The 25,042-nt window shown below is 49.4% G+C and carries 16 protein-coding genes, 2 rRNA genes and 1 riboswitch (1 of these 19 running past the window's edge); of the genes, 14 read left to right on the top strand and 4 right to left on the bottom strand.

Translation table 11 applies throughout. The features are described 5' to 3' along the window. Both ACJJH9_RS13820 and rrf read left to right on the top strand, forming a co-directional pair. Window positions 1–1,351, top strand: a 23S ribosomal RNA gene (locus tag ACJJH9_RS13820); it begins 1,530 nt to the left of the window's first position. A 204-nt stretch (window positions 1,352–1,555) separates the two neighbouring features. Next, window positions 1,556–1,671, top strand: a 5S ribosomal RNA gene (gene rrf / locus ACJJH9_RS13815). 547 nt (window positions 1,672–2,218) lie between these two features. Here the strand turns inward: rrf and ACJJH9_RS13810 are convergent. Next, window positions 2,219–3,877, bottom strand: coding sequence for an acetolactate synthase large subunit (locus ACJJH9_RS13810; RefSeq protein ID WP_444923121.1), 1,659 nt, complete (start codon window positions 3,875–3,877; stop codon window positions 2,219–2,221). Window positions 3,878–4,122: 245 nt separating this feature from the next. Between ACJJH9_RS13810 and ACJJH9_RS13805 the strand changes: the two genes are divergently transcribed. Continuing rightward, window positions 4,123–5,673 carry a thioredoxin domain-containing protein gene (locus ACJJH9_RS13805; protein ID WP_444923120.1) on the top strand — a complete coding sequence of 517 codons (1,551 nt, stop codon included), beginning with the start codon at window positions 4,123–4,125 and terminating at the stop codon, window positions 5,671–5,673. 93 nt (window positions 5,674–5,766) lie between these two features. Here ACJJH9_RS13805 and ACJJH9_RS13800 read toward each other — a convergent pair whose 3' ends face one another. Further along, entirely contained in the window at window positions 5,767–6,693 is a 927-nt protein-coding gene (locus tag ACJJH9_RS13800) for an SGNH/GDSL hydrolase family protein (RefSeq protein ID WP_152452378.1), read from the bottom strand. Window positions 6,694–6,965: 272 nt separating this feature from the next. After that, window positions 6,966–7,064: riboswitch (TPP riboswitch) on the top strand. An 85-nt stretch (window positions 7,065–7,149) separates the two neighbouring features. On the opposite strand from ACJJH9_RS13800, the gene thiC reads away from it, so the two are divergent. From thiC to ACJJH9_RS13765, 7 genes are all read left to right on the top strand, one after another. Further along, entirely contained in the window at window positions 7,150–9,060 is a 1,911-nt protein-coding gene (thiC, locus tag ACJJH9_RS13795; protein WP_444923119.1) for a phosphomethylpyrimidine synthase ThiC, read from the top strand. 106 nt (window positions 9,061–9,166) lie between these two features. Then, a complete protein-coding gene (gene thiO / locus ACJJH9_RS13790; RefSeq protein ID WP_444923118.1) occupies window positions 9,167–10,243 on the top strand; it encodes a glycine oxidase ThiO in 1,077 nt (358 codons plus the stop codon). Next, window positions 10,243–10,443 carry a sulfur carrier protein ThiS gene (gene thiS, locus ACJJH9_RS13785; RefSeq protein WP_444923117.1) on the top strand — a complete coding sequence of 67 codons (201 nt, stop codon included), beginning with the start codon at window positions 10,243–10,245 and terminating at the stop codon, window positions 10,441–10,443. Before thiO ends, thiS begins: the two co-directional genes overlap by 1 nt. Window positions 10,444–10,445: 2 nt before the next feature. Further along, window positions 10,446–11,252, top strand: coding sequence for a thiazole synthase (locus ACJJH9_RS13780; protein ID WP_444923116.1), 807 nt, complete (start codon window positions 10,446–10,448; stop codon window positions 11,250–11,252). Between the two features lie 8 nt (window positions 11,253–11,260). Continuing rightward, window positions 11,261–12,814 (top strand): thiamine phosphate synthase, encoded by a 1,554-nt coding sequence (gene thiE, locus ACJJH9_RS13775; RefSeq protein ID WP_444923115.1) that lies wholly within the window; start codon window positions 11,261–11,263, stop codon window positions 12,812–12,814. Then, complete coding sequence (locus ACJJH9_RS13770; protein WP_444923114.1) at window positions 12,808–13,557, top strand: HesA/MoeB/ThiF family protein; 750 nt, start codon at window positions 12,808–12,810, stop codon at window positions 13,555–13,557. Before thiE ends, ACJJH9_RS13770 begins: the two co-directional genes overlap by 7 nt. 342 nt (window positions 13,558–13,899) lie before the next feature. Beyond that, on the top strand, window positions 13,900–14,373 hold the full coding sequence (locus ACJJH9_RS13765; protein ID WP_444902831.1) for a Dps family protein: 474 nt from the start codon (window positions 13,900–13,902) through the stop codon (window positions 14,371–14,373). A 37-nt stretch (window positions 14,374–14,410) separates the two neighbouring features. Here the strand turns inward: ACJJH9_RS13765 and ACJJH9_RS13760 are convergent, their stop codons facing one another. Then, a complete protein-coding gene (locus tag ACJJH9_RS13760) occupies window positions 14,411–15,292 on the bottom strand; it encodes a LysR family transcriptional regulator (RefSeq protein WP_444884145.1) in 882 nt (293 codons plus the stop codon). 158 nt (window positions 15,293–15,450) lie between these two features. Between ACJJH9_RS13760 and ACJJH9_RS13755 the strand changes: the two genes are divergently transcribed. From ACJJH9_RS13755 to ACJJH9_RS13740, 4 genes are all read left to right on the top strand, one after another. Continuing rightward, entirely contained in the window at window positions 15,451–17,430 is a 1,980-nt protein-coding gene (locus tag ACJJH9_RS13755; protein WP_444902830.1) for an acetoacetate--CoA ligase, read from the top strand. Window positions 17,431–17,539: 109 nt separating this feature from the next. Further along, window positions 17,540–17,920 (top strand): hypothetical protein, encoded by a 381-nt coding sequence (locus ACJJH9_RS13750; RefSeq protein WP_252082736.1) that lies wholly within the window; start codon window positions 17,540–17,542, stop codon window positions 17,918–17,920. 130 nt (window positions 17,921–18,050) lie between these two features. Continuing rightward, the gene (locus ACJJH9_RS13745) at window positions 18,051–19,886 is read left to right on the top strand and encodes an autotransporter assembly complex protein TamA (protein WP_444923113.1); all 1,836 of its coding nucleotides are present in this window, start codon (window positions 18,051–18,053) and stop codon (window positions 19,884–19,886) included. Then, on the top strand, window positions 19,886–23,914 hold the full coding sequence (locus ACJJH9_RS13740) for a translocation/assembly module TamB domain-containing protein (RefSeq protein ID WP_444923112.1): 4,029 nt from the start codon (window positions 19,886–19,888) through the stop codon (window positions 23,912–23,914). Before ACJJH9_RS13745 ends, ACJJH9_RS13740 begins: the two co-directional genes overlap by 1 nt. A 232-nt stretch (window positions 23,915–24,146) precedes the next feature. Here ACJJH9_RS13740 and ACJJH9_RS13735 read toward each other — a convergent pair whose 3' ends face one another. Then, on the bottom strand, window positions 24,147–24,749 hold the full coding sequence (locus tag ACJJH9_RS13735) for a hypothetical protein (protein ID WP_444923111.1): 603 nt from the start codon (window positions 24,747–24,749) through the stop codon (window positions 24,147–24,149). Window positions 24,750–25,042: the final 293 nt, after the last annotated feature.

Genomic DNA, 25,042 nt, shown 5'->3' with positions numbered 1-25,042 from the left:
GATGCCCTGCTTCCAGGAAAAACTTCTAAGCTTCAGGCAATAGTGAATCGTACTCTAAACCGACACAGGTGGTCAGGTAGAGAATACCAAGGCGCTTGAGAGAACTCTGGTGAAGGAACTAGGCAAAATGGTACCGTAACTTCGGGAGAAGGTACGCCGGTTTTGGTGATGGGACTTGCTCCCTAAGCTGAGGCCGGTCGAAGTGACCAGGTGGCTGCGACTGTTTATTAAAAACATAGCACTCTGCAAACTCGTAAGAGGACGTATAGGGTGTGACGCCTGCCCGGTGCCGGAAGGTTAATTGATGGGGTTAGCTTCGGCGAAGCTCTTGATCGAAGCCCCGGTAAACGGCGGCCGTAACTATAACGGTCCTAAGGTAGCGAAATTCCTTGTCGGGTAAGTTCCGACCTGCACGAATGGCGTAACGATGGCCACGCTGTCTCCACCAGAGACTCAGTGAAATTGAAATCGCTGTTAAGATGCAGTGTACCCGCGGCTAGACGGAAAGACCCCGTGAACCTTTACTACAGCTTTGCACTGAACTTTGAGCCTACTTGTGTAGGATAGGTGGGAGGCTTTGAAGCAGTAACGCTAGTTACTGTGGAGCCGTCCTTGAAATACCACCCTGGTATGTTTGAGGTTCTAACTCTGGTCCGTTATCCGGATCGAGGACAGTGTATGGTGGGTAGTTTGACTGGGGCGGTCTCCTCCCAAAGAGTAACGGAGGAGTACGAAGGTGCACTCAGCATGGTCGGAAATCATGCAATGAGCATAATGGTATAAGTGCGCTTGACTGCGAGACAGACATGTCGAGCAGGTACGAAAGTAGGTCATAGTGATCCGGTGGTTCTGTATGGAAGGGCCATCGCTCAACGGATAAAAGGTACTCCGGGGATAACAGGCTGATACCGCCCAAGAGTTCACATCGACGGCGGTGTTTGGCACCTCGATGTCGGCTCATCACATCCTGGGGCTGAAGCCGGTCCCAAGGGTATGGCTGTTCGCCATTTAAAGTGGTACGCGAGCTGGGTTTAGAACGTCGTGAGACAGTTCGGTCCCTATCTGCCGTGGGCGTTGGAAATTTGAGAAGAGTTGCTCCTAGTACGAGAGGACCGGAGTGAACGAACCTCTGGTGTTCGGGTTGTCACGCCAGTGGCATTGCCCGGTAGCTATGTTCGGACGGGATAACCGCTGAAAGCATCTAAGCGGGAAGCCTCCTTCAAGATTAGATTTCCCTGACTCCTTGAGAGTCCTAAAGGGCCGTGGAAGACTACCACGTTGATAGGCTGGGTGTGGAAGCGTTGTGAGGCGTTGAGCTAACCAGTACTAATTGCCCGTGCGGCTTGACCATACAACAGAGATGGTTACTAACGACTAGCTAAGCTAGCGGATTGTGGAATGAAAGACACACAATGATCGCTTGCGGTGTATTACTACAGATTGTTTTACCGACTTATTTGGGGTTATCGCCGGTCAACAGACCGAGGCAAACAGCGATAACACGGCAGGCCAAGCAAAATTGCTTATAAGACCAACGCCAACCCAAGCCAGTTTGCCTGACGACAATAGAGTTGTGGAACCACCTGATCCCTTGCCGAACTCAGAAGTGAAACGCAACATCGCCGATGGTAGTGTGGGGCTTCCCCATGTGAGAGTAGGTCATCGTCAGGCTTCTAATCCGAAAGGGCCACCCAATAGGGTGGCCCTTTTTTTATGTGTGAAAAAATAGTTAATAAAAATAATAAAAGAGTCGGAAGAAAAATCCGCTCTAGAGAAAAATAAAATTCCGGCCAAACCCCAGCCGAATTTTTACTCGCAATACTTCCGCCGAAAAATCCAGCTCGCTAAAAAGGCCGGAGAAATAGAGAGCCACCGTAAAAATTGGAACGGCTTCCGACCCTTTAAACAAGGTATTTTTCTCAGCATTTCCGTTAGGTAAAAATAGAAAATGCAGAAAAACACGCCGCGTTATTTAATCTGTATCTCATATACCTCAAAAAAATAATCCGAAATTAAAAATTAATTTCCAGTACAAAAAAGTCATTGCGCTGAAAAACTGACACAGAAATACCAATAAAAAATCCGGTGATTTTTTGCACGTTTTGGTGAGCCTGAACAACCACGGGCCCTGACGCGGATATACCGCAGTTATGCACAAGTCTATCCAGACTTTCTGTTAGTAAAGTCAGCCTGTGGAAAGTGGATAGAGGGCTTGTACTCAAAAATACTCCACAAGTTCTCCCAGGTGATCCGTTAGCTTGTCATTCTCAGAATAATCTACAGGGCAGGCAATCACGGAGACTGTATGGGCTGCTAGGGCTTGCTTTAGTGTTGGCAAGAGTTGATCGCTCTCTTCGATTAAATAAGCTGTTGCGCCAAAACTTTCGGCATATTTAACAAAATCTGGGTTCTGGAAGTCGACATGGCTGTGATGCTTGAGCTCTAGATCCATTTTCCATTTGATGAGCCCATAGCTGCTATCAACAAAAATTAAAATAACAATGGGAATACTCTCACGGATTGCGGTTTCAATTTCTTGAGAGTTCATCATAAAGCTGCCGTCACCCATCACCGCGAGCACCTTGCGCTCTGGATTGGCGAGCTTGACACCAATGGCGCCGGGTAGAGCAAAGGCCATGGTGGCGAGCCCGTTGGATATCAGACAGGTATTGGGCTTGTATGCTGGATACAGACGTGCCATCCACATCTTCACTGCACCGGTATCGGTGAGCACGATATCATCTGTCTCCATAGCTTCCCGAATATCTGCAACAACCCTTTGGGGTTTCATTGGGCAGGCATTAGACGCCTTACCGTTGTCAATCTCTTTGCTGAGTAGTTTTTGTATTTTGAAATCTTCGCTAGTCAGATTTGGCTTGGCTTTTACATGTTTGGTTAATTCTTTTAGGGAAAGGGTTATATCTCCTTCTATACCTTGTGCGATATTGAAATTGGCATCGACTTCCGCTGGAAAATTATGAATGTAGATGATTTTTTTGTCCGCCCTTGGATTTATACGTGCTGGTGGCATCTCCTGGAGTTCATAGCCTATACAGACAACAACGTCGGCGGTATCAAAGCCAAAATTGGCATAGTCGTGGACCATAAAACCCATCACACCCAGCGAGTTTGGGTGATTCTCTGGCATGGTACCCTTTCCATGAAATGTGCTGGCTACTGCTACATTTAAAGCCTCAGAGAATTGAACCAAAGCCTCCTGAGCATTAGCTCGGGCCGCCCCATGACCAACAAGAACAATAGGTCTTTGCGATTGGTTTAATATTTTTGCCGCACTCTTGATTTTCTCCATAGATGGAGCGGGGTTCTGCATGGTGTTAACCGGCAGTGGATGTTTATTAGTGGAAACTTCTATAGCCGCTATGTCTTCTGGAACACATAAGTAACAGGCTCCGGGTCGCTCCTCTTGAGAGATCTTGAATGCTGCACGTACCAGTTCGGAGGTGGACTCTGGATTTATGATCATCTTTGATGACTTAGTGACAGGCTCAAACATCTTTACTAGATCAATATACTGATGGGTTTCTTTATAAAGCCTATCGATACCTGCCTGGGCACTAATTGCTACGAGGGGAGTGCTATCGGCATTGGCATCGGCCACTCCCAGTAGGAGATTGATGGCTCCCGGACCAAGGGTTGCACAACACACGCCAGCTTTGCCTGTAACCCGGCCATACATATCTGCCATAAAAGCGGCAGCCTGTTCCGAGCGGGCAAGGATAAATCGTAAGCGGGAGCCATTTATGGCATCGATAAAGAGAATATTTTCTTCTCCGGGAATTCCAAATATAAATTCAACCCCTTCATTCTCAAGGCAGGAAACCACCAGTTCTGAAACATTTGTTAGAGTGTTATTCATAGATATTTCCTTGGCATGAAATTCGACTATCTATCAAATAAGCGGAGACTTTAGTCGAAGGCGTTACCAAGAATAGGTGGTAATTCATTTGTTTTGTTAAGCCGCTCCTTTTTAATGAAATTACTGTCAGAATACCAAAATAGGATCACAATTTTAGAGGGATTTTGGCGCTTATTCTTTATTTGTTAGGTTGCCTGCTAATCGCTTGTTAGGATCGCTATAAAAAGAAAAAGAGAGTTTAATTCATGTGGCAGTTAAAGCTTCTATTGAGACTAATAATTTTGTTTTCTCTTGGTTGTGTCGCCGTTGGGTGTATGGAAAAGGGAGAGGAAATAACATCTAAGCAAATGCAAAGCTCTTCTTATGAGGCGGCTGCACGCATTGATGGCCGGGTAATTACTCTTCAGGAGCTAGATAGCACTTTAGAGTTGGCTTTGTATGATATAGCAGAGCAGGAATATGAATTACGCTTGAATAAACTCAATGCTTGGATAGATAAAAAAGACGGCAACAATGCATCCGGTAAAAAAATTGAGATTCTTCTGACTGCCCCTGAGCCACCGAGAATTACTTTACCCACTGCTAATCAGAATCTTCGTGGTAGTAGGGAAGCCCCTGTTACTTTAGCCGTTTTCTGCTCCTTTCAGTCCCCACACTGTAAAGCTATACAACCGGTTATACGTCGCCTTATGTCGACCTATAAGGGGTGGGTAAGCCAGGTATACTTTGATTTTCCACTTAAGTTTCACAGAGAAGGTCTCCGGGCTGGCACGGCAGCACGCTGTGCAGCTGATCAAGGCAGATTTTGGGAGTACCACGATGCATTATATGTATTAACACCAGAAATTAATGGGGATACCTATTCCCAACTAATCGGGCAGTTACAATTAGATGCTCAGAAGTTTGAAATGTGTTTATCCAGTGATACCCCCAAAGCATCTGTACTTGAAAATAGGGACTGGGCACTAGGTCTAGGGCTTAAAAATGTACCTGTTGTCTTTATTAATGGCTTATATCTAAAAGGGCCGCGTAAATTTGAGCAATATGCCTATTGGATAGAAAAAGAGCTACGGTCTATGGGCATAAATCCAAAAGAAACCTATGTTTGGAAAGATGATGAGACTATTGATGATCGAGATTTACCAATCACCGGTTTGTCACTTACTTTACTGGGGGTTAGTGAATCCAGTGTAAAGAGCAAATCAAAGGCGTTGATCCAAGTAAAGGAAGCTGCGGCTAAATATTTTAATGTAGGGCAAGAATTGATAGCTGGTGCCTCCTTGCTCCGTCTTCACTCTAGTTATGCAGTTATTGAAAGCAAAGCAGGTCTGGAGAAGTTACCTTTGAAAGGGAAGGGGGGCACTGATGTTTTACAGACGCATTCCTATGAACAGAATGCTGAATTAAAGCGGCGCATTGAGCAGCCTTTGGGGCCCGGGAGCCGCCAGCTGATAGCTTCTTCAGGAGTTCTTACCTTAGGGCAGTCTTGGCTGAGTAAGCAGTTGGAGCAACGGGAAGTTCTGAAAGCCAAATTTATCGAGGCCGAATTGGAGGTTGAGGGACATCACCTGATGCGACTCGAAGGTATCACAAATAATGAGTTCTTCACCGCCCTGGGTTTTCAAGAGAATGATGTCCTAATGAGAGTTAATGATAGCTGGGTACATAGTGGTCAAAATAACCTATGGGATGCTCTTACCAGCGGTCAGATTATCGATGTAGCTTTTATGCGAAAGGGGTTGCCCCAGCGAATACAATATGTTGTTGAAGAGCAGGGCTATTTTGAGAAAGATTGAAGATAGCTTAAGAGAGGTAAAGAAAGGTAAATAGTTATGGGCCCACTGAGGAAGTTTTCAGGAGGGCCCAATGTTCACCGAATGGACAGCTAGTTATTTATCTGGATTGCCCTGCCAAAGTAGATCGGCAACGATGTTTTGGCCCTGAATACTGGGGTGGAAGCAGTCTCCACCACCAATGTCATCTTTGCCAAACTGGAAGGTACCAGCATTTACCTCACCTTCCCCAGTATACTCGGCTATCACTTCAACACCGTTGGTGCCGTTATAGCTCTCCGCTTCCTCAACGAGAATTTCATTGTAGCGACGTTGAGCTGCAGTAATTGCGTTGTAGCGAGTGGCAAAGTCTTCTCCATTTAAACTGCCGCCATTAGTGGCTATTTTGCAAATCCCAAAGGTTGACCAAACATGTTCACAATTTACCCGGGAGTTGCTTGACTGCTTGGCTAAGCCGGCTGCTCGCAGATCCTGCACCCTTGGTACTGAGCCTAAAAGAATGGTAGATCCATTGGGAAGACCATCGACGAGTTTATCTAAGCCTGCTTGAATTGCTGAGCGCCACTCACTTTCTGTGTATAGAGGATCATCACAGTTATTGGGATCGGTACAATCCCGGTTACAAATATCGTTTCCTCCAAGAACAACTTCGACGTGGTCGGCGATATTTGATTGGGATAAAATTCGATCAGCCTGAACAGCAAAGTTCTTCTTTCCTCCACGCATTTCTGCCCCTGATTCAGCAGCTTTTTTATTCGCAGCCATGTTGGGTGAAATGATCTTGTACTTATCGTAAATACTCTCAACGGAGTTTTTATCACCATCAAACCAGGAGTGTTCCGGTTGGTCTCCACCAAGGAGACAAAACAAATCCCAGAAATACTTGTTACGGGTACAGTCTGCTCCGAATGCCATGGTAATACTGTCACCAGCAGCAACGGATTTAGAAGGGGCAGCTAAAGCTGTCGGTATCGACATAACACTTAAAACGAGTGCTGTTATAACTCCATATCTATTCCACATTGTATTTTCTCCCACACCGACTTTCGTCGTAGTTCATTATTGTTTTAAAACTGGATCGGTGAACCTGTGCAGTTTAGGTTGAGGTGGAATGAGTGCCGGTGGGAATGATATCGACCGCTGGGTCAGTTTCAAATAAGTTGAAGCGTGTTGAATTTTTGTCGCCTAGAGCATCGAGATTTTTTGGTTGTAGCACCATGGAGAGGGTTATTTAGAGTCTGTTGAAAGTTGAGATCGACCACCTGTTCATATTCGAGAGCTTCCACTATACTGCGCTCTACTTGTCGGAGTGCCTGTGGGCTGAGATCGCTGTTGCGAGATCCGTTGAACCTGATCGGGGTAACCCCCGCGTAGGGAACAAGATCTGAAGTCGCCTGTTTTTTTACATTTTGGCGTCTTTTCTCTTTGTATGTGCCCTGGATGCTGCGACCTTTAAATTCCCAAGTTTTAAGGTTACGCATGTCTGAGATCATTGAACAATCCGGTAAAGCCGGAAAGTCCTCCCGCGCTGCCAGTCGCGATTCCGCTAAAGAATTTCTTGAGAATCTCACGGTTCAGTCTTTTCCCAATTCGCGCAAGGTGTTTTTGCCTGGTGAAACCCCTGGTATCCAGGTTGGCGCTCGCCAGATTTGTCTTGGGGATAGTGTGGTAGGTGGGGATGCCGATAATCCTATTCTAGAACCCAACGCGGCTCTCACCGTATACGATACCTCCGGGCCATATTCAGAGCCCAATTTTAAAGTCGATGTACGCCAAGGTCTGCCCAAGCTACGCAAAGGCTGGATAGAGACACGAGGAGATACTGAACAGCTGGACTCCCGCCAGGCGGCCTACAGTCAGCAGCGTATGGCGGCCCAGGGACTGGATCACATTCGCTTCGAAAAGCTTCCCAGTCCGCTCCGAGCCAAGCAGGGAAGTAATGTATCGCAAATGCACTATGCCCGCCGTGGCGTTATCACGCCGGAGATGGAGTTTGTCGCAGTCCGCGAAAATATGGGACGCGTAAAGTTAGCGGCGGAGATGAGTGAGAGTGAATACCAAAAAGCACGTGATGGTATTTACATCCCGGAACAAATCACGCCGGAATTTGTTCGTAGGGAAGTTGCAGAAGGACGCGCAATTATCCCAGCGAATATCAATCACCCGGAAGTGGAGCCGATGATTATCGGGCGCAACTTTCTGTGTAAGGTGAATGCAAATATCGGCAATTCCGCTGTGACCTCTTCCATTGAAGAGGAAGTGGAAAAACTGGTTTGGTCTACCAAGTGGGGGGCAGATACGGTAATGGATCTGTCTACCGGAGCCAATATCCACGAAACTCGCGAGTGGATTCTGCGCAACTCACCAGTCCCCATTGGTACCGTACCCATTTACCAAGCATTGGAAAAAGTAAATGGAATTGCTGAAGACCTCAACTGGGATGTTTTCCGAGATACCTTGATTGAGCAAGCGGAACAGGGAGTGGATTATTTCACTATTCATGCCGGCGTGCTCTTGCGCTATGTACCACTCACAGCCAAGAGAATGACCGGGATAGTGTCTCGTGGTGGTTCCATCATGGCGAAATGGTGTCTCGCTCATCACAAGGAGAATTTCCTCTATACCCACTTTGAGGAAATCTGCGAGATTATGAAAGCTTATGATGTGAGCTTTAGTCTTGGTGATGGCCTGCGTCCGGGCTCCATCGCCGATGCCAATGATGAAGCTCAGTTCGGTGAGCTGCATACGCTGGGTGAATTAACCGAAGTTGCCTGGAAGCACGATATACAGACCATGATTGAAGGCCCTGGCCATGTGGCTATCCATAAGATCAAAGAAAATATGGATGAGCAGTTGAAGCACTGCCACGGTGCCCCCTTCTATACTCTTGGCCCATTAACGACAGATATTGCTCCCGGTTACGACCACATCACTTCCGGCATCGGTGCAGCACTTATCGGCACTTATGGTTGTGCCATGCTCTGCTATGTGACACCGAAAGAGCACCTGGGCCTACCCAATAAAGAGGATGTTAAAGAAGGTCTGATGGCCTATAAGATTGCGGCCCATGCCGCAGACCTGGCTAAGGGGCATCCATGGGCACAGAAGCGCGATGACGCTCTGTCAAAAGCCCGCTTTGAATTTCGTTGGGAAGACCAATTCAATCTTGGTCTGGACCCGGAGCGCGCGCGCTCTTATCACGATGAAACCCTGCCGAAGGAATCCGGCAAGGTAGCGCATTTCTGCTCCATGTGTGGGCCTAAATTCTGTTCTATGAAGATTACTCAGGACGTGCGTGATTACGCAGCCAAACAGGAGGCGGAACGCGGGATGGAAGAGATGGCAGTTAAATTTAAGGATATGGGCAGCGAGATTTATCACAAGGGCTGATCGGGTGTTGGGGGAGGGTAACTCCCCCAACATATTAGAAATACAGTGATGTAAAAGGAGCTTGCTGTCGCTGGTATCCAATTGGAATTGTGAAGATAGGTAAGCTGTGTCAAACGAAACCAAAGCCAAAGTGGCTATTGCCGGTGGCGGCCTGTTGGGGCGATTACTCGCCTGGAGGCTCTGTCAGCTTGATGTAGATATTACTCTGTTTGAGGCCGGTAATTTATCGGAATCAAAAGGTGGAGCCTGTTGGACAGCTGCGGGAATGATCTCGCCTTTATCGGAGCTGGTACACAGCAATAAACAGGTTTATAACCTGGGACTGAAAAGCCTTGAGCTTTGGTCTGAGTGGGCCCGGCAGCTGAAGGAGCAGAGCGGGCAGGACGTGGAATACCGCCGAGCGGGCTCAGTGCTGGTTGCTCATGGCAAGGATAAAAGTGAGCTGCTGCAATACCTGCGGGAACTACAGGGTAAGCTTGGCGAGTCTGCCAGGGAGCAGGTGCAGCCCCTCGATTGCAATACTTTAGCGAAATTAGAGCCCTCCTTACACGGCTTTGAACAGGGGCTTTACCTGCGGGGTGAGGCGGATATCAATAATCACCGCTTATTGACTGCGTTACTCAGCGTATTGCGCCGAGGTGCAGTCACTCTGCGAGAGCACAGCAAGGTAAATTGCGAAGCCGGGTATATCTCTGTGAACTCGGAGCGCGAACAATTTGATTGCGTGATTGACTGCCGTGGTCTCGGTGCCAAGGGACAGATTGAAGGCTTGCGCGGCGTCCGTGGTGAGGTGATGGTGGTGGAATCCCGGGAAGTGGTTTTGCAGCGTCCAGTGCGCCTGCTCCACCCACGCTATAAGCTCTACGCTGTACCCCGTAGCGATGGACGCACTGTAATTGGTGCTACGGAAATTGAGAGCGAAGACCAGTCGCCCATTTCCGTGCGCTCCAGTATGGAATTGTCTTCCGCGCTTTACTCCCTCAACCCGGCTTTTGCCGAGGCTCGTATTGTTGAGACCCGCGTAAATTGTCGCCCCGCTACTATGGACAATATGCCTTATATCCACAGCGAGGATGGGCTGATTAGGGTGAATGGCCTTTACCGTCACGGTTATCTTTTAGCGCCGGCAGTAGTGGAGCAAGTGGAGAATCAAGTGGCACAACAACTGTTACAGGTGGCTTGATGCAGGTACTAATTAATGGGGAAACACAGAGCCTTGAATCCCCGCTTAAGCTCTCTGGGCTTTTACAGCAGCTCGGCTATCGCGGAGAAACATTTGCCGTTGCGATCAACGGTGGATTTATTCCCCGTACGGAATATAGCAATACACAGATAAATAACGGCGATAGCCTGGATATTGTTGCTCCGGTAGTGGGGGGGTAAAGGTGAGCGATCTATTAACACTTTGCGGAAAAACATTTAACAGTCGGCTTTTGGTGGGCACCGCCCTGTATCCCTCCCCAGCGATTATGCGCGAATCCGTGCAAGCCTCAGCTTCAGAAATTATTACTTTGTCTTTGCGCCGGCAAAATCCGGCACAGCAGCAGGACAATCGATTTTGGGATTATATTCGCGAGTCCGGCTGTCAGCTGTTGCCCAATACTGCCGGTTGTAAATCGCCTCGTGAAGCGGTGGAGCTGGCAAAAATGTCCCAGGAAATTTTCCAGACCGATTGGCTCAAGCTGGAAGTGATTGGCGATGATTACAATTTGCAGCCAGACCCCTTTGGTTTGGTAGAAGCTGCGCGGGAATTAATTCAGTTAGGCTTCAAGGTTTTGCCTTATTGCACGGATGACCTGGTGTTGTGTCGAAAACTTTTGGATGTGGGTTGCGAGGTATTAATGCCCTGGGGGGCTCCCATCGGTACCGGGCAGGGGCTGCTCAATAAATATAACCTACAAACACTGCGTGAGCGCCTGAGTGATGTACCGCTTATTATTGACGCCGGAATCGGTGCGCCATCACAGGCGGCAGAAGCACTGGAGATGGGCTTTGATGCGGTGTTATTGAATACCGCGATTGCAAAAGCCCAGGATCCGGTACTGATGGCTAATGCTTTTAAACTGGCTGTGGAATCCGGGCGCGCCGCCTTTAATGCCGGCTTGATGCTCAGGCGTCAAACTGCCAGCCCCAGCACCCCCACCCTGGATATGCCTTTCTGGCAGCAGGCAGAGAGCATATTGCAGGATTAGTATTTTTTATGCGCGATCAACTCCAATTGAAAAAGCCAATTGTCTGGACCATTGCCGGCAGTGACTCCGGCGGTGGCGCCGGCATTCAGGCGGACCTGCTGACTTTTGCAGATCTCGGCTGCCATGGTTGCAGTGCTATCACGGCCAATACCGCACAGAGTACGGTAGAAGTAACTGCAATTAATGCAGTTTCCCTAGAGGTCTTAGTTTCACAATTGCGGGCCTTACAGCGGGATCTATTTCCTGCCGCAATTAAAATTGGTCTGCTAGCGAATGCTGAACAAGTTGTTGCGGTGGAAGATTTCTTGCGCCAGCTGCAAGCGGTGCAGCCGGTTCCGGTTATTTACGACCCGGTTGCTGTTGCTACCAACGGAGCCGGGCTCACTGAAGGGAATATTACCGCAACAGTGTTGGCTCAGTTGATGCCACAGTGTGATCTGGTCACTCCCAATTTACATGAATTGGAATGGCTTACCGGAGCCAGTGTCACGGGTGCGGAATCTATAGTGCAGGCTGCGCGTCAGTTGCACGCTCACGGCGGTACCGCAATTTTAGTTACCGGCGGCCATACGCAATTGCGTGCGGGAGAAGTTGCCGACTTACTGTGGGATGGTGAAAAAGCCGATTGGTTTATTGGCCGGGAAGTGTCCAGTACAGGCACACATGGCACTGGCTGCACCCTCTCCTCCGCTATTGCCGCTTGCCGCGCTTTGGGCTACCCGTTGCGAGATGCCTGCGTTGTGGGTAAAGCCTATGTACAGCGGGGCTTGCGCCGGGGAAATAATGCACATATCGGCGCTGGTGCTGGACCTGTAGGCCACTGTGGCTGGCCCCTGGATTTAATCGACTTCCCGGAGATTCTACTGCCCGGAGAAGAGCGTGCGTCGGATTATGGCTTTGATACTGTCCGACCTCTTGTTCAAGGGTTTGCCCAAACAGACTCTCAAGCATTGGGTTTATATCCGGTAGTGGATACAGTGGAGTGGTTGCAGCGCCTGGCTGAGCTGGGGGTGCGTACTTTACAGTTGCGAATAAAGAATCCTGGTGGGGATCTGCGCGCACAGATTGAGCGTGCAGTGGCTATTGGCAGGACGTATAACCTGCGCCTGTTTATCAATGATTACTGGCAGTTGGCGATTGAGTGCGGCGCCTACGGTGTGCATTTGGGGCAGGAGGATTTGCAGTCTGCTGATCTGAGGGCAATTCAAGCGGCAGGATTAAAACTGGGTATCAGTACCCACGGCTTCTATGAATTACTGTTGGCCTACCGTTATCGCCCCAGCTACTTGGCGATTGGTGCAATTTATGCGACCAACACCAAGGATATGTCGGATCAGTTGCAGGGCGTGCAGAAACTCGCGCGAATGGCAGCACTATTGCCCGATTATCCACTCGTGGCAATTGGTGGTATTAATATGCAACGGGCCAGTGAGGTTATCGCTAGCGGTGTTGGCAGTATCGCCGTGGTCAGCGCTATTTCTAAAGCGGAAGATTACAAGCAGGCGGTTGCCGATTTTAATGTCCTGTTGAAAGGAAAGCATGCGGAAGTAGAGCCATGTTAAGTAGTAAGGAATTACAGCGTTACAGTCGCCAGATAATGTTGCCCCAAGTGGGTGAGGAGGGACAGAAAAAGCTGTCTTCTGCTCGAATTATGATTGTTGGCTTAGGTGGGCTCGGAAGCCCGGCAGCGATGTATCTGGCCGCAGCCGGTATTGGAGAGCTGCACCTGGTGGATGGTGATCATATCGATCTCTCCAATTTACAGCGCCAGGTTTTGTACAAAACCAATCATCAGGGAAAATCCAAAGCCATGGTGGCTGCACAACAATTGGCCGCTGCCAATCCAACTATTCGCATTCATCCCCACAGCCAAATGGCGAATGAATCCTGGTTGCGTGAGCAGGTTAAACAGGTGGATCTGGTGTTGGACTGCACTGATAACCTGGAAATCCGCCATACGATCAACCGGGTTTGTTATCAGGCCGGGTGTCCGGTGGTAATGGCATCAGTGCAGGGGTTTTCCGGCCAGCTGATTAGTTTTGATTTTTCTGAAGGAAGCGGCCCCTGTTATGCCTGCCTGTTTCCGCCCCAGGAGCAGGCTGAAGTCCAGAACTGCGCTACAGCAGGGGTGATCGGTCCTGCATTGGGGGTCGTTGGCAGTATGCAGGCTCTGGAGGCCATGAAGTACCTGATGGATTTGCCGGTATCGAGCTTGAATAAATTGCACTTAATCGAGACGGAAACCTTAGCTCTGCAAACTTTGCAGCTGCCGAGTCATAGTAATTGCCCGGTTTGTAATACCTAGCTAACTTTGTTTTCTCTTAAATTTTTCTTTCTGTAGATTGATATAGTGCTAGCACTATAAGTGTATGCATAACCAACATGTTTTATTTATTTTTTCTTTTTGGCGGATTAATTAACTTTTCAGTTTGGACACACAGTTGTTCCAGGGCAGGATACCGCTAGATTCAAGGCATGTTCCGAGTTAGTTGCCAGGATAAATATGTTTGTCTTTTTAGTGTCTTATAAACTTGGCTCGGCTATATAGATAAGCTATCAACCCGATAGCTTGTGGTAAAACCATAAAACTATCAGAATGGCAGTGTAACCATTTCGGTGGCAAAGTCTTGGAAGAGGGATTTGTTTAATGAAAAAAATTGATATTGGTATTAGTGAAAAGGATAGGGAAAAGATTGCTGGCGGCCTCAAGCACTTGCTGGCGGATAGCTACACTCTATACCTGCAAACGCACAACTTCCATTGGAATGTTACCGGGCCATTTTTTCGTGAACTACACCTGATGTTTGAGGAGCAGTACAACGAACTGGCTACGGCGGTAGATGACATTGCAGAGCGAATTCGCACTTTGGGTGTTTCTGCACCGGGCACCTATCAGGCTTTTGGACAGCTGAGTTCTATTGAAGAAATTGTAGAAGTTCCCGCAGCAGAAGATATGGTGAAAATTCTCACCAAGGGCCATGAGCAGGTAATAAAAACTTGTCGCGATGTATTAAAGGCCGCGCAAAAGGGCGAGGATGAATCGACTATTGCCCTGGTATCTGACCGTATGCGTGTGCATGAAAAAACTGCCTGGATGCTGCGCGCTACCAGTAGTAAATAGTTACTGGCACTCTGGGTAAATTACTATTCTGTAGTGGCTATTGCCCGGTGAGTAATTCCAGGAAAGCGCTGGCGGGTGCAGAGAGGTTACCGCGGCTTTTAAATAGTGCGCCAACTTCTTGCATTACCGCCGGCGCGGTAAGAGGCAAGCAGATTAAACCGTACTCTCGCATTTGTGCCTCACAAAGGCTTGGTACAGCACTGATTCCCAAGCCCGCTCTGACCAGCTGCCCGATAGTACTAAGCTGGTTAGCTTCACAAATATATTGAGCAGCTTGTCCACACTGGTCAAAGGCAGTATCCGTCCAGCGTCGCACTGCCGATCCACGGTTCATCGATATAAAAGGATGAGCGGCCAAGTCGCGCCAGCGTACGGCCTTCTTTTCCGCCAATATGTGGTCTTCTGGCATTATTGCGATAAAACGGTCGTGTTCAATGGGTGCGAACTCCATGCCACCTAGTTCGTCCGGGCGAAAGCTAATGCCCAGCTCCGCGCGTCCCTCCTGTACAGATTCTACAACCCGCTCCATAACCACATCTTCCAGCACAATATTGATTTGTGGATATGTCAGGTGAAAGTTAGCTAATAGAGCGGGTACTCGGTTTAAGGCGAAAGCGGGGATAACTGCCAGTTGCAGTTGTCCACGTTCCAGGCGGAAGCGCTGCTGTATAGCATCCAGTGATTGATCCCAGCTGTTAAGTAGTTGCTCCGCACGAACCAGGAACTCACGCCCTTCTGGGGTCAAGACCAGTTGGCGGCTATCGCGACTAAATAGAGGCCCTCCAGCGGCCTCTTCCAGATTGCGGATAGCCACGGAGAGCGCCGGCTGGGAAGTGTGTAACTGGGCACTGGCCTGCGCCAGACTGTGGCTGCGGGCTACAACAACGAAGGCGCGAAGCTGTTTAATGGTGGCGCTCACTATGGCTCCGGATACATTCTATGAATGTTAAGTTTTATTTAATAAACCATCGAAAGATTAAAATAGTTTAAAGTTGTCGGGCAAGGCATGATTGCCGCTTTCGCCCTGGCGAAGGTCAAACAATCACCAAGAATAATGAATCTACAAGGTCTGCTGAGATGAAGGACAACGCACAAGCCCTTTGGCAACCGAGCCCCAAGGCCGTAGCCGCCACCCAAATGGATGAGTTTCGTCGCCTGGTTAATGTGAAACACCAGCTGCAGCTTGAAGACTACAGTGCGCTTTACCAGTGGTCTGTAGAAGAGCGTGAGGTCTTCTGGAGCGACTTATGGGATTTCTGTGAAGTGCAGGCCAGTGCGCGTGGAGAAGAGATCTTGGGCCGCGATAACATGCCGGGTGCTGAGTGGTTCCCCGATGCACGACTCAATTTTGCCGAAAACCTGCTGCGCTACCGCGACGATAAGACGGCTTTGGTTGAGCGCCTGGAGAATGGCAGCCGCCGCCAGCTCAGCTACGCGCAGCTATACGGTCGGGTAGAACGCTTGGCTTCGGCCCTGGCGAATCAGGGCATATCCGAAGGGGATCGTGTAGCTGGCTTTATGCCGAATGTGATGGATACCGTAGTGGCGATGCTGGCAACCACCAGTCTTGGCGCTATATGGACTTCCTGTTCGCCGGATTTTGGTATCAATGGCGTGTTTGATCGTTTCGGCCAGGTAGAACCGAAGGTGCTGATCGCCTGCGAAGGTTACTTCTACAACGGCAAAGTGATCGATTCCCTGCCGCGATTGCGCGAGATAGTGGCCCGTATCGACTCCATTGAGAAGCTGGTAGTGGTGCCTGTTGCCCGCTCGCAGGAAAAAGCGGCTCAGGTACTAGCAGCAGAGCCGCTGGATAAAGCGGTGTTGCTACAGGAGTTCGAAGCCACAGCACCTGAGCGCGAGCTTACCTTTGTTCAGACCGCTTTCGATCACCCCCTATACATCATGTATTCCTCAGGAACTACTGGGGTGCCGAAGTGCATTGTGCACGGGGTGGGTGGCACCTTGCTTCAACACCTGAAGGAGCATCGCCTGCATTGCGACTTGCGTCGTGAGGATTCCCTATTCTACTTCACCACCTGTGGCTGGATGATGTGGAACTGGCTGGTAAGTGGCTTGGCTTGTGGTGCAACCCTGGTGCTGTTCGATGGCTCTCCCTTCTATCCAGAGGCTAGGGGCTTGTGGGATATGGCGGATGAGGAGGGCATCAGCGTATTTGGCACCAGTGCCAAGTATATCGCCGCCTTGGAAAAGAGCGGCTGTAAGCCCCGCGAAAGCCACAAATTGGAGAAGCTGCGCGCGGTACTGTCTACAGGCTCGCCACTGGCTCATGAAGGCTTTCTATATGTCTACCGAGATATAAAGGAGGATCTGTGCCTGTCTTCTATTTCTGGAGGCACGGATATTATTTCCTGCTTTGCCTTGGGTAACCCTGCGTTGCCAGTTTATGCGGGAGAACTTCAGTGTCGAGGATTGGGCATGGCTGTGGAAGTCTGGAATGACGATGGCAAGCCGGTAACTTCAGAGAAGGGGGAGCTCGTGTGTGCCAAATCTTTCCCTTGTATGCCGATCGGTTTCTGGAATGATCCCGATGGGGCGAAATATAACAGCGCCTACTTCGAAAATTGGCCGGGAGTTTGGGCACACGGCGACTATGCAGAAATTACTACCCATGGAGGAGTGATTATTTACGGTCGTTCCGATGCGGTACTGAATCCCGGTGGCGTGCGTATTGGTACTGCCGAGATCTATCGCCAGGTAGAGAAAGTTGAGGAGGTGCTTGATAGCATCTGTATCGGTCAGCAGTGGCAAGACGATGTACGGGTTGTACTGTTTGTGGTGTTGCGCGAGGGCGTAGAGCTGAATGATGATCTGGTGCAGAGAATCCGCTCCACCATTCGCGCTAATACGACCCCGCGCCACGTACCCGCCAAGGTGATTCAGGTGGCCGATGTTCCGCGTACTATTAGTGGAAAAATTGTTGAGTTGGCGGTTCGCAATGTCGTGCATGGTAAGGCGGTTAAGAATAAAGAAGCCCTCGCCAACCCAGAGGCTCTGGCACTCTATGAAAATTTGCCAGCCTTGGCGGAAGACTAAAGAGATTAAGGGGGGGAGGGCGCGTAGACGGGCGTCATTTTGTTTGACTCGGTTCTGCGCTACCCTTGCCCTGTAGTAATACCAATAAATTCAAGGCAGAAGAGCAAGTATGGTTACCTATCTCTACTGGGCAGCGGTTATCGCTCTGGTTATTCTCTCCCTCTTTGCTGGCAGCCGCATGGGCAGCTTGAAAATTGGCGCCATTGTGGCTGCAGTTTTCTTCTTTGCAGGCTGGCTGGCTTATTACTTCCACTATGAACAGGTCTTTGTAAAACGCTTCGGTGGTGTGATGCGTATTTCTGTACCTGACGGTTACCGGCATATTGGCGCCACCTGGAAAGAGGATAACCTCTGGATCGAGAACTACGACCCCAAAACCAATCAATGTATTTTTACTGAATACTCCAAGGGCAATATTCTCGAGGGGCGGGTGATTATCAAAGACTGTAATCCGTTACTTGGCAGCCCGAGCACTAGCAGCCAGCCATAAACCATTTGCTTTCTCTCCGCCGGCGATTAAAACGGGACTATTAGCTATTTCGTCTCTCGTCGGCAAACTCTACCCGGGCAATATCTGTACCGGGTCATTATCAGGTGTGAAGGGATGGATACCCGGGAGTATGCGGACTAGCCGCCGTAGTCAACGGATTAATATTTTGCGAGTTCTCTTTGCCTTCCTGCTTATCGGTTTTGTATTACTGCCCTTCCAGCAGGCAGTAGCCATTCCTTTTTTTTCCAAACTTCCCGCTTTTTCACTGTATGTGCAGGGCGACCCGCAATTGCAGGAAAAATTGACTAAAGAGCTCAATGAGTTGCGTAAGAATAGTAGCGCCCTTGAGAGTTATGAAAACCTGCGGGATATCGCTCATTATGAGCGTGGAAATCTGGAAAAATTACTGCGCGCTGAGGGGTATTACGATGCTACTGTACGGGAATCGGTGCAGGGTAGTGAAATTATTTACCAAGTAATTCCCGGTCCTCAGTATTTGATAAAGAGCCTGGATATTGAAATGCCCGCGAATCTGCGGGCGGGCTTTCCCGGCTTGCCTATTTCTATCGGCGATCCATTACAGGCAGATGAGGTACTCGAAGGTGTGCAGACCATCACCAGATACCTTAATGAAAATGTCTGTCTGCTCAATGTCGATGTTACCTATCAAGCTACAGTGATTCACCAGGAGGCAGCTGCACGATTGGTGTACCGTGTGGCACCCAGTCCAGAGGTGTTGGTGGGTGAGGTGGAAATCCTTGGTGCCACTTCTGTTGAAGATGACTATTTGCGCAGTAAGTTGAATATTAACCCTGGGGATTGTTTCAGTCGCAGTAAGCTGGATGCGGCTCAATTGCGCTTATTGCGCACTAATTTAATTTCCAATGTAACTCACCAGATATCAGAGCCCTATAACGGTCTGGTTGATGTCATCTTTATTGTGCAGGAGCGCAACCACCGGACTATTACTTTGGGGGTGGGGTACACCTCTGATGAGGGCCCCGGTGTATCTGCCAGTTGGGAACATCGCAATATTTTTCACCGTGGCGAAAAGCTGGAAGTGGAGAGTAAAGTGAATAAGGTCAAGCAAACTCTAGAGAGTAAGTTGACCATACCGCGTTTTTTTAGAGATAAACAGCGCTTTACTGCGAGTGTGGCCTTAACCGGTGAGGATGTAGACTCCTACAGTTCCAAGGCCTTGACCCTTAAGGGGCTGGTATCGCGCAAGCTGAGTAAGCACCGTACCATCAGTGGCGGGGCTGAACTGAAGTTCAGCCGTGTGGATGAAAAAGTAGATGGTGCTGTGGAGGATGGGGACCCGGATGAGAATTATCATTTATTGGCGTTCCCGTTGGGATTTAAGTTAAACACTACAGATAAGCCTCTGGATGCCCGCCGCGGCGCCACCACAGCACTGGAGATTAAGCCCTATGTGGATCTCAAAAATAACAGTACTTCATTTGTCAAAAATATCCTGCAGTTGACCGCTTATAAAACGGCGCAATCGGCGCGCTACGAACCAACTTTAGCATTGCGTATCAAGGCCGGCGCCATTACTGGCGCACCCAATTTGGAACTGCCGGCGGATGAACGCTTTTATGCAGGTGGGGGTGGTTCAGTGCGAGGCTATGGGTACCAGGAGTTGGGTCCACGTATTGTTGAAATTAATGAGGACGGTCAGGAATCCCTGTCCGATGCGATCGGTGGGCGCGGCCTCAGCGAAATATCAATCGAAGGGCGTTTCCGCTTTAGTAAAACTTGGGGCGGAGTCCTGTTTCTCGATGGAGGAAATGCCTATGAGAATCCACGCCCTAACTTCTCTAACCTCTTCTGGGGGGCGGGATTTGGTGTTCGCTACAATACCTCCTTCGCTCCTATCCGCTTTGACTTAGCCTTTCCTCTGGATAGGCGCGACGGAGTAGATGATCACTACCAAGTCTATGTCAGCCTGGGGCAGGCATTTTGATGTCCAGATGGAGTGTATTGGCTCTGGGCTTTGCTGGCGCACTGCTAGGTTTTTTGCGAGGCTTTCTGCGGGGGTTGTGGCGTTCCCTCGGAGCCGGGGGCTACCTGATCACGGGTCTGTTGCTATTTACTCTGCTTTCATTAATTTACTTTCTAGGCACAGAGCAGGGGCGGGTTAATTTGACCCGCACGGCTTTTTACGGTGCAGAACAGGTAATCGACGGCCTTACGATTGAAGCTGAAGGGATTGGCAGCGAGCGCCTCGGGGCCTGGTTTTTCGAACGTCTTCGGGTCGATTTTGAGAGCAATACCCTGGCAGAGGGAAGCCAGCTGGAGTTTCAGCTACAGAGTTTTTCCAGTAATCCAGTCAATATTGAGCGTATCGCTGCCAAAGATTTTCTGCTGAATCTAGATGTGCTGGATGAATTACTTAAATCCTTGACTGAAGCAGAGCAAGAAACTGCACAAGTAGTAGAGGATGAGACGGACACAGTAAAAACTTCCAGCTGGGAAGCCCTGTTGCCGAGTTTTCGCTTAGGAGAGTTAAAGCTTGAGCGATTGCAGTTAATTAGCAGCAAAGTCAGCGATATTCCAGCGCTCTCTGTATCCGCTAATAGCTTGTATCGCTGGGAGGGGCAGCCCACTCAGTTGCAGCTGGAAGTTCGCGAGTTAAAAGGTGGTGATCTGCAGTTTATTGCCGAGGGGCGGGAGCAGCAGCCGGGGCGGTTTGTTCTGGACTTTTCGGCCAGTGAAACAGCTCAGGGCTTTGTGGGTCGCCAGCTACACCTGCCGAAAGGGCAGGCGTTGGATGCACGTGGCAAAATTGCTCTGCGCCGTCGCGATGAGCAGGTACAGATCGATATAGAGTCTATTTCCATTCCACTTTCCCAGCATCAATTGGCATTGACCGGTAGCCTGCTAATTGACCTTTTTCCCTGGCGTATTCACTCCGAAGGTATTTGGTTGCAGGTGGATGGGCGGCGCAGCACTGTTTCAGGCAGTATTGGTGCAAATGAGATCAGTGCTGAGCTTCACCTCAACCGCCTGCCAATTACCCTCTCTCGCCCTTGGCAAGATGTATTACACAGCGGCTGGTTTAGTGCTGATTTAACCCTATCCGGTACACTGCCACTACCCAGTATCTCTGGTCAGATTGAGCTGAATAGTCACTATCGGGAGCAGCCACTGAGTCTGCTGGGTGAGGTGAATACTGATCAGGGGGTTATTCTGTTGGAGTCACTTCGACTGGCGTTTGCCGGTGCGCAAATTCGTACGGCGGGCGCTATTGATACCGACAACAAGTCCCTGGACATCAATGTAGCGGCGCAAGAGCTGGGGGTTGAAGAGATTCGTCGATTGCTATCTGCTTTACCGCAAACAGAAGCACTAAAAATCCCCGATGACTTCTCTGGGACCCTGCATCAACTTCAGCTACAGATAAAAGGGCCATGGGACAAGCCGGTTTTTGATGGGGATGTGAGTGCTGTTACCGCTTACCGAGGCCTACAAAATGAGTTGACGGGCAAGGTGAAGGGTAATTTACAGGGGCTGACAATTACTGATCTGAGCTTGGTGGGGGAAAAGCTGAATGTATTCGGTGGCGGCTCGGTGGATATCGAGGCAAAAACACTGAATTTGCAGCTGCATTTGGATATTCGCAACCTCAGCCCTTATGAAGATCTCGGATTTGTCTCTGCACAGGGGGTTAGCCTGGGTTTAAAGGGGCTGCTGGGTGTCGAGGGCCCTTGGTCTAATCCCTACTTGAATGCCAGCCTGGAATCCGATGGTCTGGTTCAAGAATACCGCTATAACCTGAAAGGTGATGCCAGCGGAAACCTGGAAAAAATTGACCTGCAAGGCTTGCGACTGGAACTCTTTGCCAACGGCACCATGAACTACTTTGGTTCACGACAGTTTCAGGGCCCGCAATCGCCAGTGATTATCCCAGGTATCGCCAAGGGCGCGGTACAGCCTGAGCAGAGCGCGAGTCGTCTGACAGCCCTGGCCGAGGAAGCACAGCGTCTGGGGAAGCAGGGCGTCGTATTGGTGGAGGCGCAGGGAGTAATTGAGCCTAAACGGGACCAGCTCCAGGTGGGAGTGAATGTGCGTAACTTACCCTTGAGCTTGGTGGAAGTGTTTGGAGCAGTATTGCCCAGTACTATGGAGGGTGAGCTGAGCCTGGATGGAGAAATTAGTGGGTTGCTTACTAACCCGGAGGTAAGGGCCAGTGTGCTGGCGCAGGGCGGTTACCGCTATGAGCCCTGGGTGCTGCAGGGCGCTCTGGATTATGCCGATAAGAGTTTGATTGTTGAGGGGCTGGAGTTTTTGTGGGCGGGACGTAACCAATTGTCGGTCCATGGCAGCCTAAATGAACAATGTCTGGACCTGCAAGTTTTAGGTAGGGCTTCTCTGGAAGATCTCTCCCGTGAGGTAGCATTTAATATCCCCGATCAAGGGGATATCTCCCTGCATGCGAGTATCACCGGTAGCCCACGTCAACCACAGCTTGAGGGCGATCTGCGTCTCAGCGGCTATATGCCAGGCAGGGAAAAAGGGCGGGTTCAGGTACAGCCGCTCTCTATGGCCCTGGAGTGGTATACCGAGGGCGGTGAGTTGCAAGTGTCTCTGGTAGCTGATCATGGCAATCGACGCGCAGTAGATAGCAGCGCAAGTCTGCTTATTACACCCATAATGGAGCGATTGTTCGCAGATAACCCATCTGGACCAATAAGTGATGTTCCCCTGCAGTTGGTCAGTGATGGTACTGCAGACTTGTCTGTGGTTGCGGAGTTTATGGACCCGAGGGTGAATGTTATGCGGGGCCTGTTGAGTTTCTCTGCTGATGGTGCAGGCACACTTGGCGAGCCCCGGCTCAATGGTGCGATAGAACTCAGCGGGGCCAGCTATGAGCACCGGCCCAGTCACACGCGCATTGCCGATATCGATTTTTATATGCGCCTTACACCAGAGGAATGGCGTATTGAGCGTGGCAGTGCCACTGTTGTGGATGGCGGTACGATTAACCTGGGAGGAGCGGTGTTCTTTCCTGAGCAGTCACCGCCACAGATGAGCCTCAGTTTAAACCTGAATAGAGCACACTTGTTAAATACTCCGGGGGTGCGCGGTGCCATCTCGGGAGAGGCAATTCTGTCCGGCTCCAGCCAGGATGCGGAAATTACCGGGCGCTTTACTTTACGTCCATTAGCGGTACAGATTGAACAGTGGATCGGTAGCAGTGTTCCGGAAATCCAGGTGGTAGAAGTCCAGGTGGATGGCCCGCAAGTGGAGCGCGCTCCACCGCTACTTAGTAAGATTAACCTGGGAGTGGAAGTGGTTTTAGACCAGCAATCTTATGTGCGTGGTCTGGGGCTTAACTCCCAACTACGTGGTCAGGTGGATATTCGTGGAACTGCGGCCAAACCCGAGGCTTCAGGAAAACTGACCATTGTGAGAGGTAGCTTTGATCTACTAGGTAAGAAATTTAATTTGCAGGAAGGGGAGGTACGCTTTGAAAATAACGAAGTGGCTGTATTTGTCGAGGGTGTTTACAAATATAGCGACGGTGAAATCACTGCAAATATTTCTGGTTCTGCAACAGATATGGATATTACTTTCAGCTCTGATCCCTCAGCTTCCCAGGATGAAATCTTAGCTCAGCTGTTGTTTGGTAAGTCCTTGTCAGATATTTCTCCGCTGCAGGCGGTGCGTTTAGTGAGTGTGGTTCGCAGCTTGCAAACCGGACGCGCTGTGTTAGACCCGGTAGCCAAAACCCGGGAATTGTTGCGGCTGGATACTCTGAATATTGAGCAAGAGGAAGGTGATGAGGGGGATGAGTATGCTCTGAGCCTGGGAAAATATATTACCAACCGTATCTATGTAGAGTTGCAACGTAGTACCGATCCCCTAAGCCCCTGGCAAGCAGAAATGCAGATAGAGATAGGCGAAGACCTTAATCTGGAGTTTAAAACAGCGGACGAGGGCGATAGTGGTTCTGGTAGTGTGGAATTGCAGTGGAAGAAGGATTATTAATTTGCGACGGTTAAAAGTTATCAATAAGAATGAAAGGGCTTGCTTTCGACTTAGCGGCTGATAACTCGCTTTATTTAAGTCTTTTCGTAAAAAGAACTTTTGGCTGGATCATAGAATGATTCAATTATTTAATCAGTTTTTTGAGTTTTTGATATTCTCAAAGACTATATATAGGTAAATGGCTGAATTACTCCCTTTTTTTGGAAAATGGTAAGGATGTTCAGAATTTTGCCTACTCTTTAGATGACCTCAAGTGTTTAGTGATTAGCATATTTGTAACCTCTAAAGTGCAGCCCTCTCTTGGTGGGTGATTAATTCCCCAGTTGTCAATAACGATCATCATCGACTCATCAAAAATAGTCGGGCCTTTCTCACGGTAAGCATGCCAGAGTTGATTAGTGTTTTCACACTTTGTCGCCGAAGGGGCACACACTCGAATGTCCCATTGATAAGTGCCGCTTTTGGGTCCTGAGAGAACTTGGCTGGAAGTAAAAGTGATATGCTGGTTAGTGCCACTATCGACTCTGATGGCGCCATGTTGGTTGATCCACTCTGCCTGCTTGGGGCGACCTCCCCAATTGGAGGCTAGGTCACCGGGGCCATTGGGGCCCATTGTTTCTACAAAGTCCACTTCTCGTTCCCCGCCGCTCCAACATCCCCCTGATTCTCCACACCAGGGGAACATGTATACAGCAATCCACTCGGTTGGGTTACATTTGCCCGCAGGAATAGAGATCTTGAAATCTATCGCAGCAATTTCCTCCATCTGTATGTTTTTATTGCCACATTGGACAGCTGTGGTATAGGCACAAGCCCCCTTGCTATTGCGCCGCATTATGATCTTTGCCGATCCGTCGATACTACTGGGTTGGAAGTCAATTTGGGTGCACCTATTGTATTGAGCAACCTTATCATCCTGATGGTTAAATAAGGGTTGGCACTTAATAGGCGAATTGGCTGATGCGGTGTGGAGCAAAAAAAGAATAAAGGCTCCGAGGATTGGCAGGGCTACTTTTGGCACGATTTTTATTCCAGAAGGAGTTGGAAACTATTCAGATATTGGTAGCAATCAGGGGAAGCTATACAAGAATGGTATTGATTGTAGAACAGGCTAAGGTAGTTGAGCAT

This window comes from Microbulbifer mixtoriginis (SeqCode), from assembly GCF_052466715.1.
The sequence above is the reverse complement of the archived record's forward strand: the minus strand, read 5'-3'. Positions and strand labels throughout refer to the sequence as shown.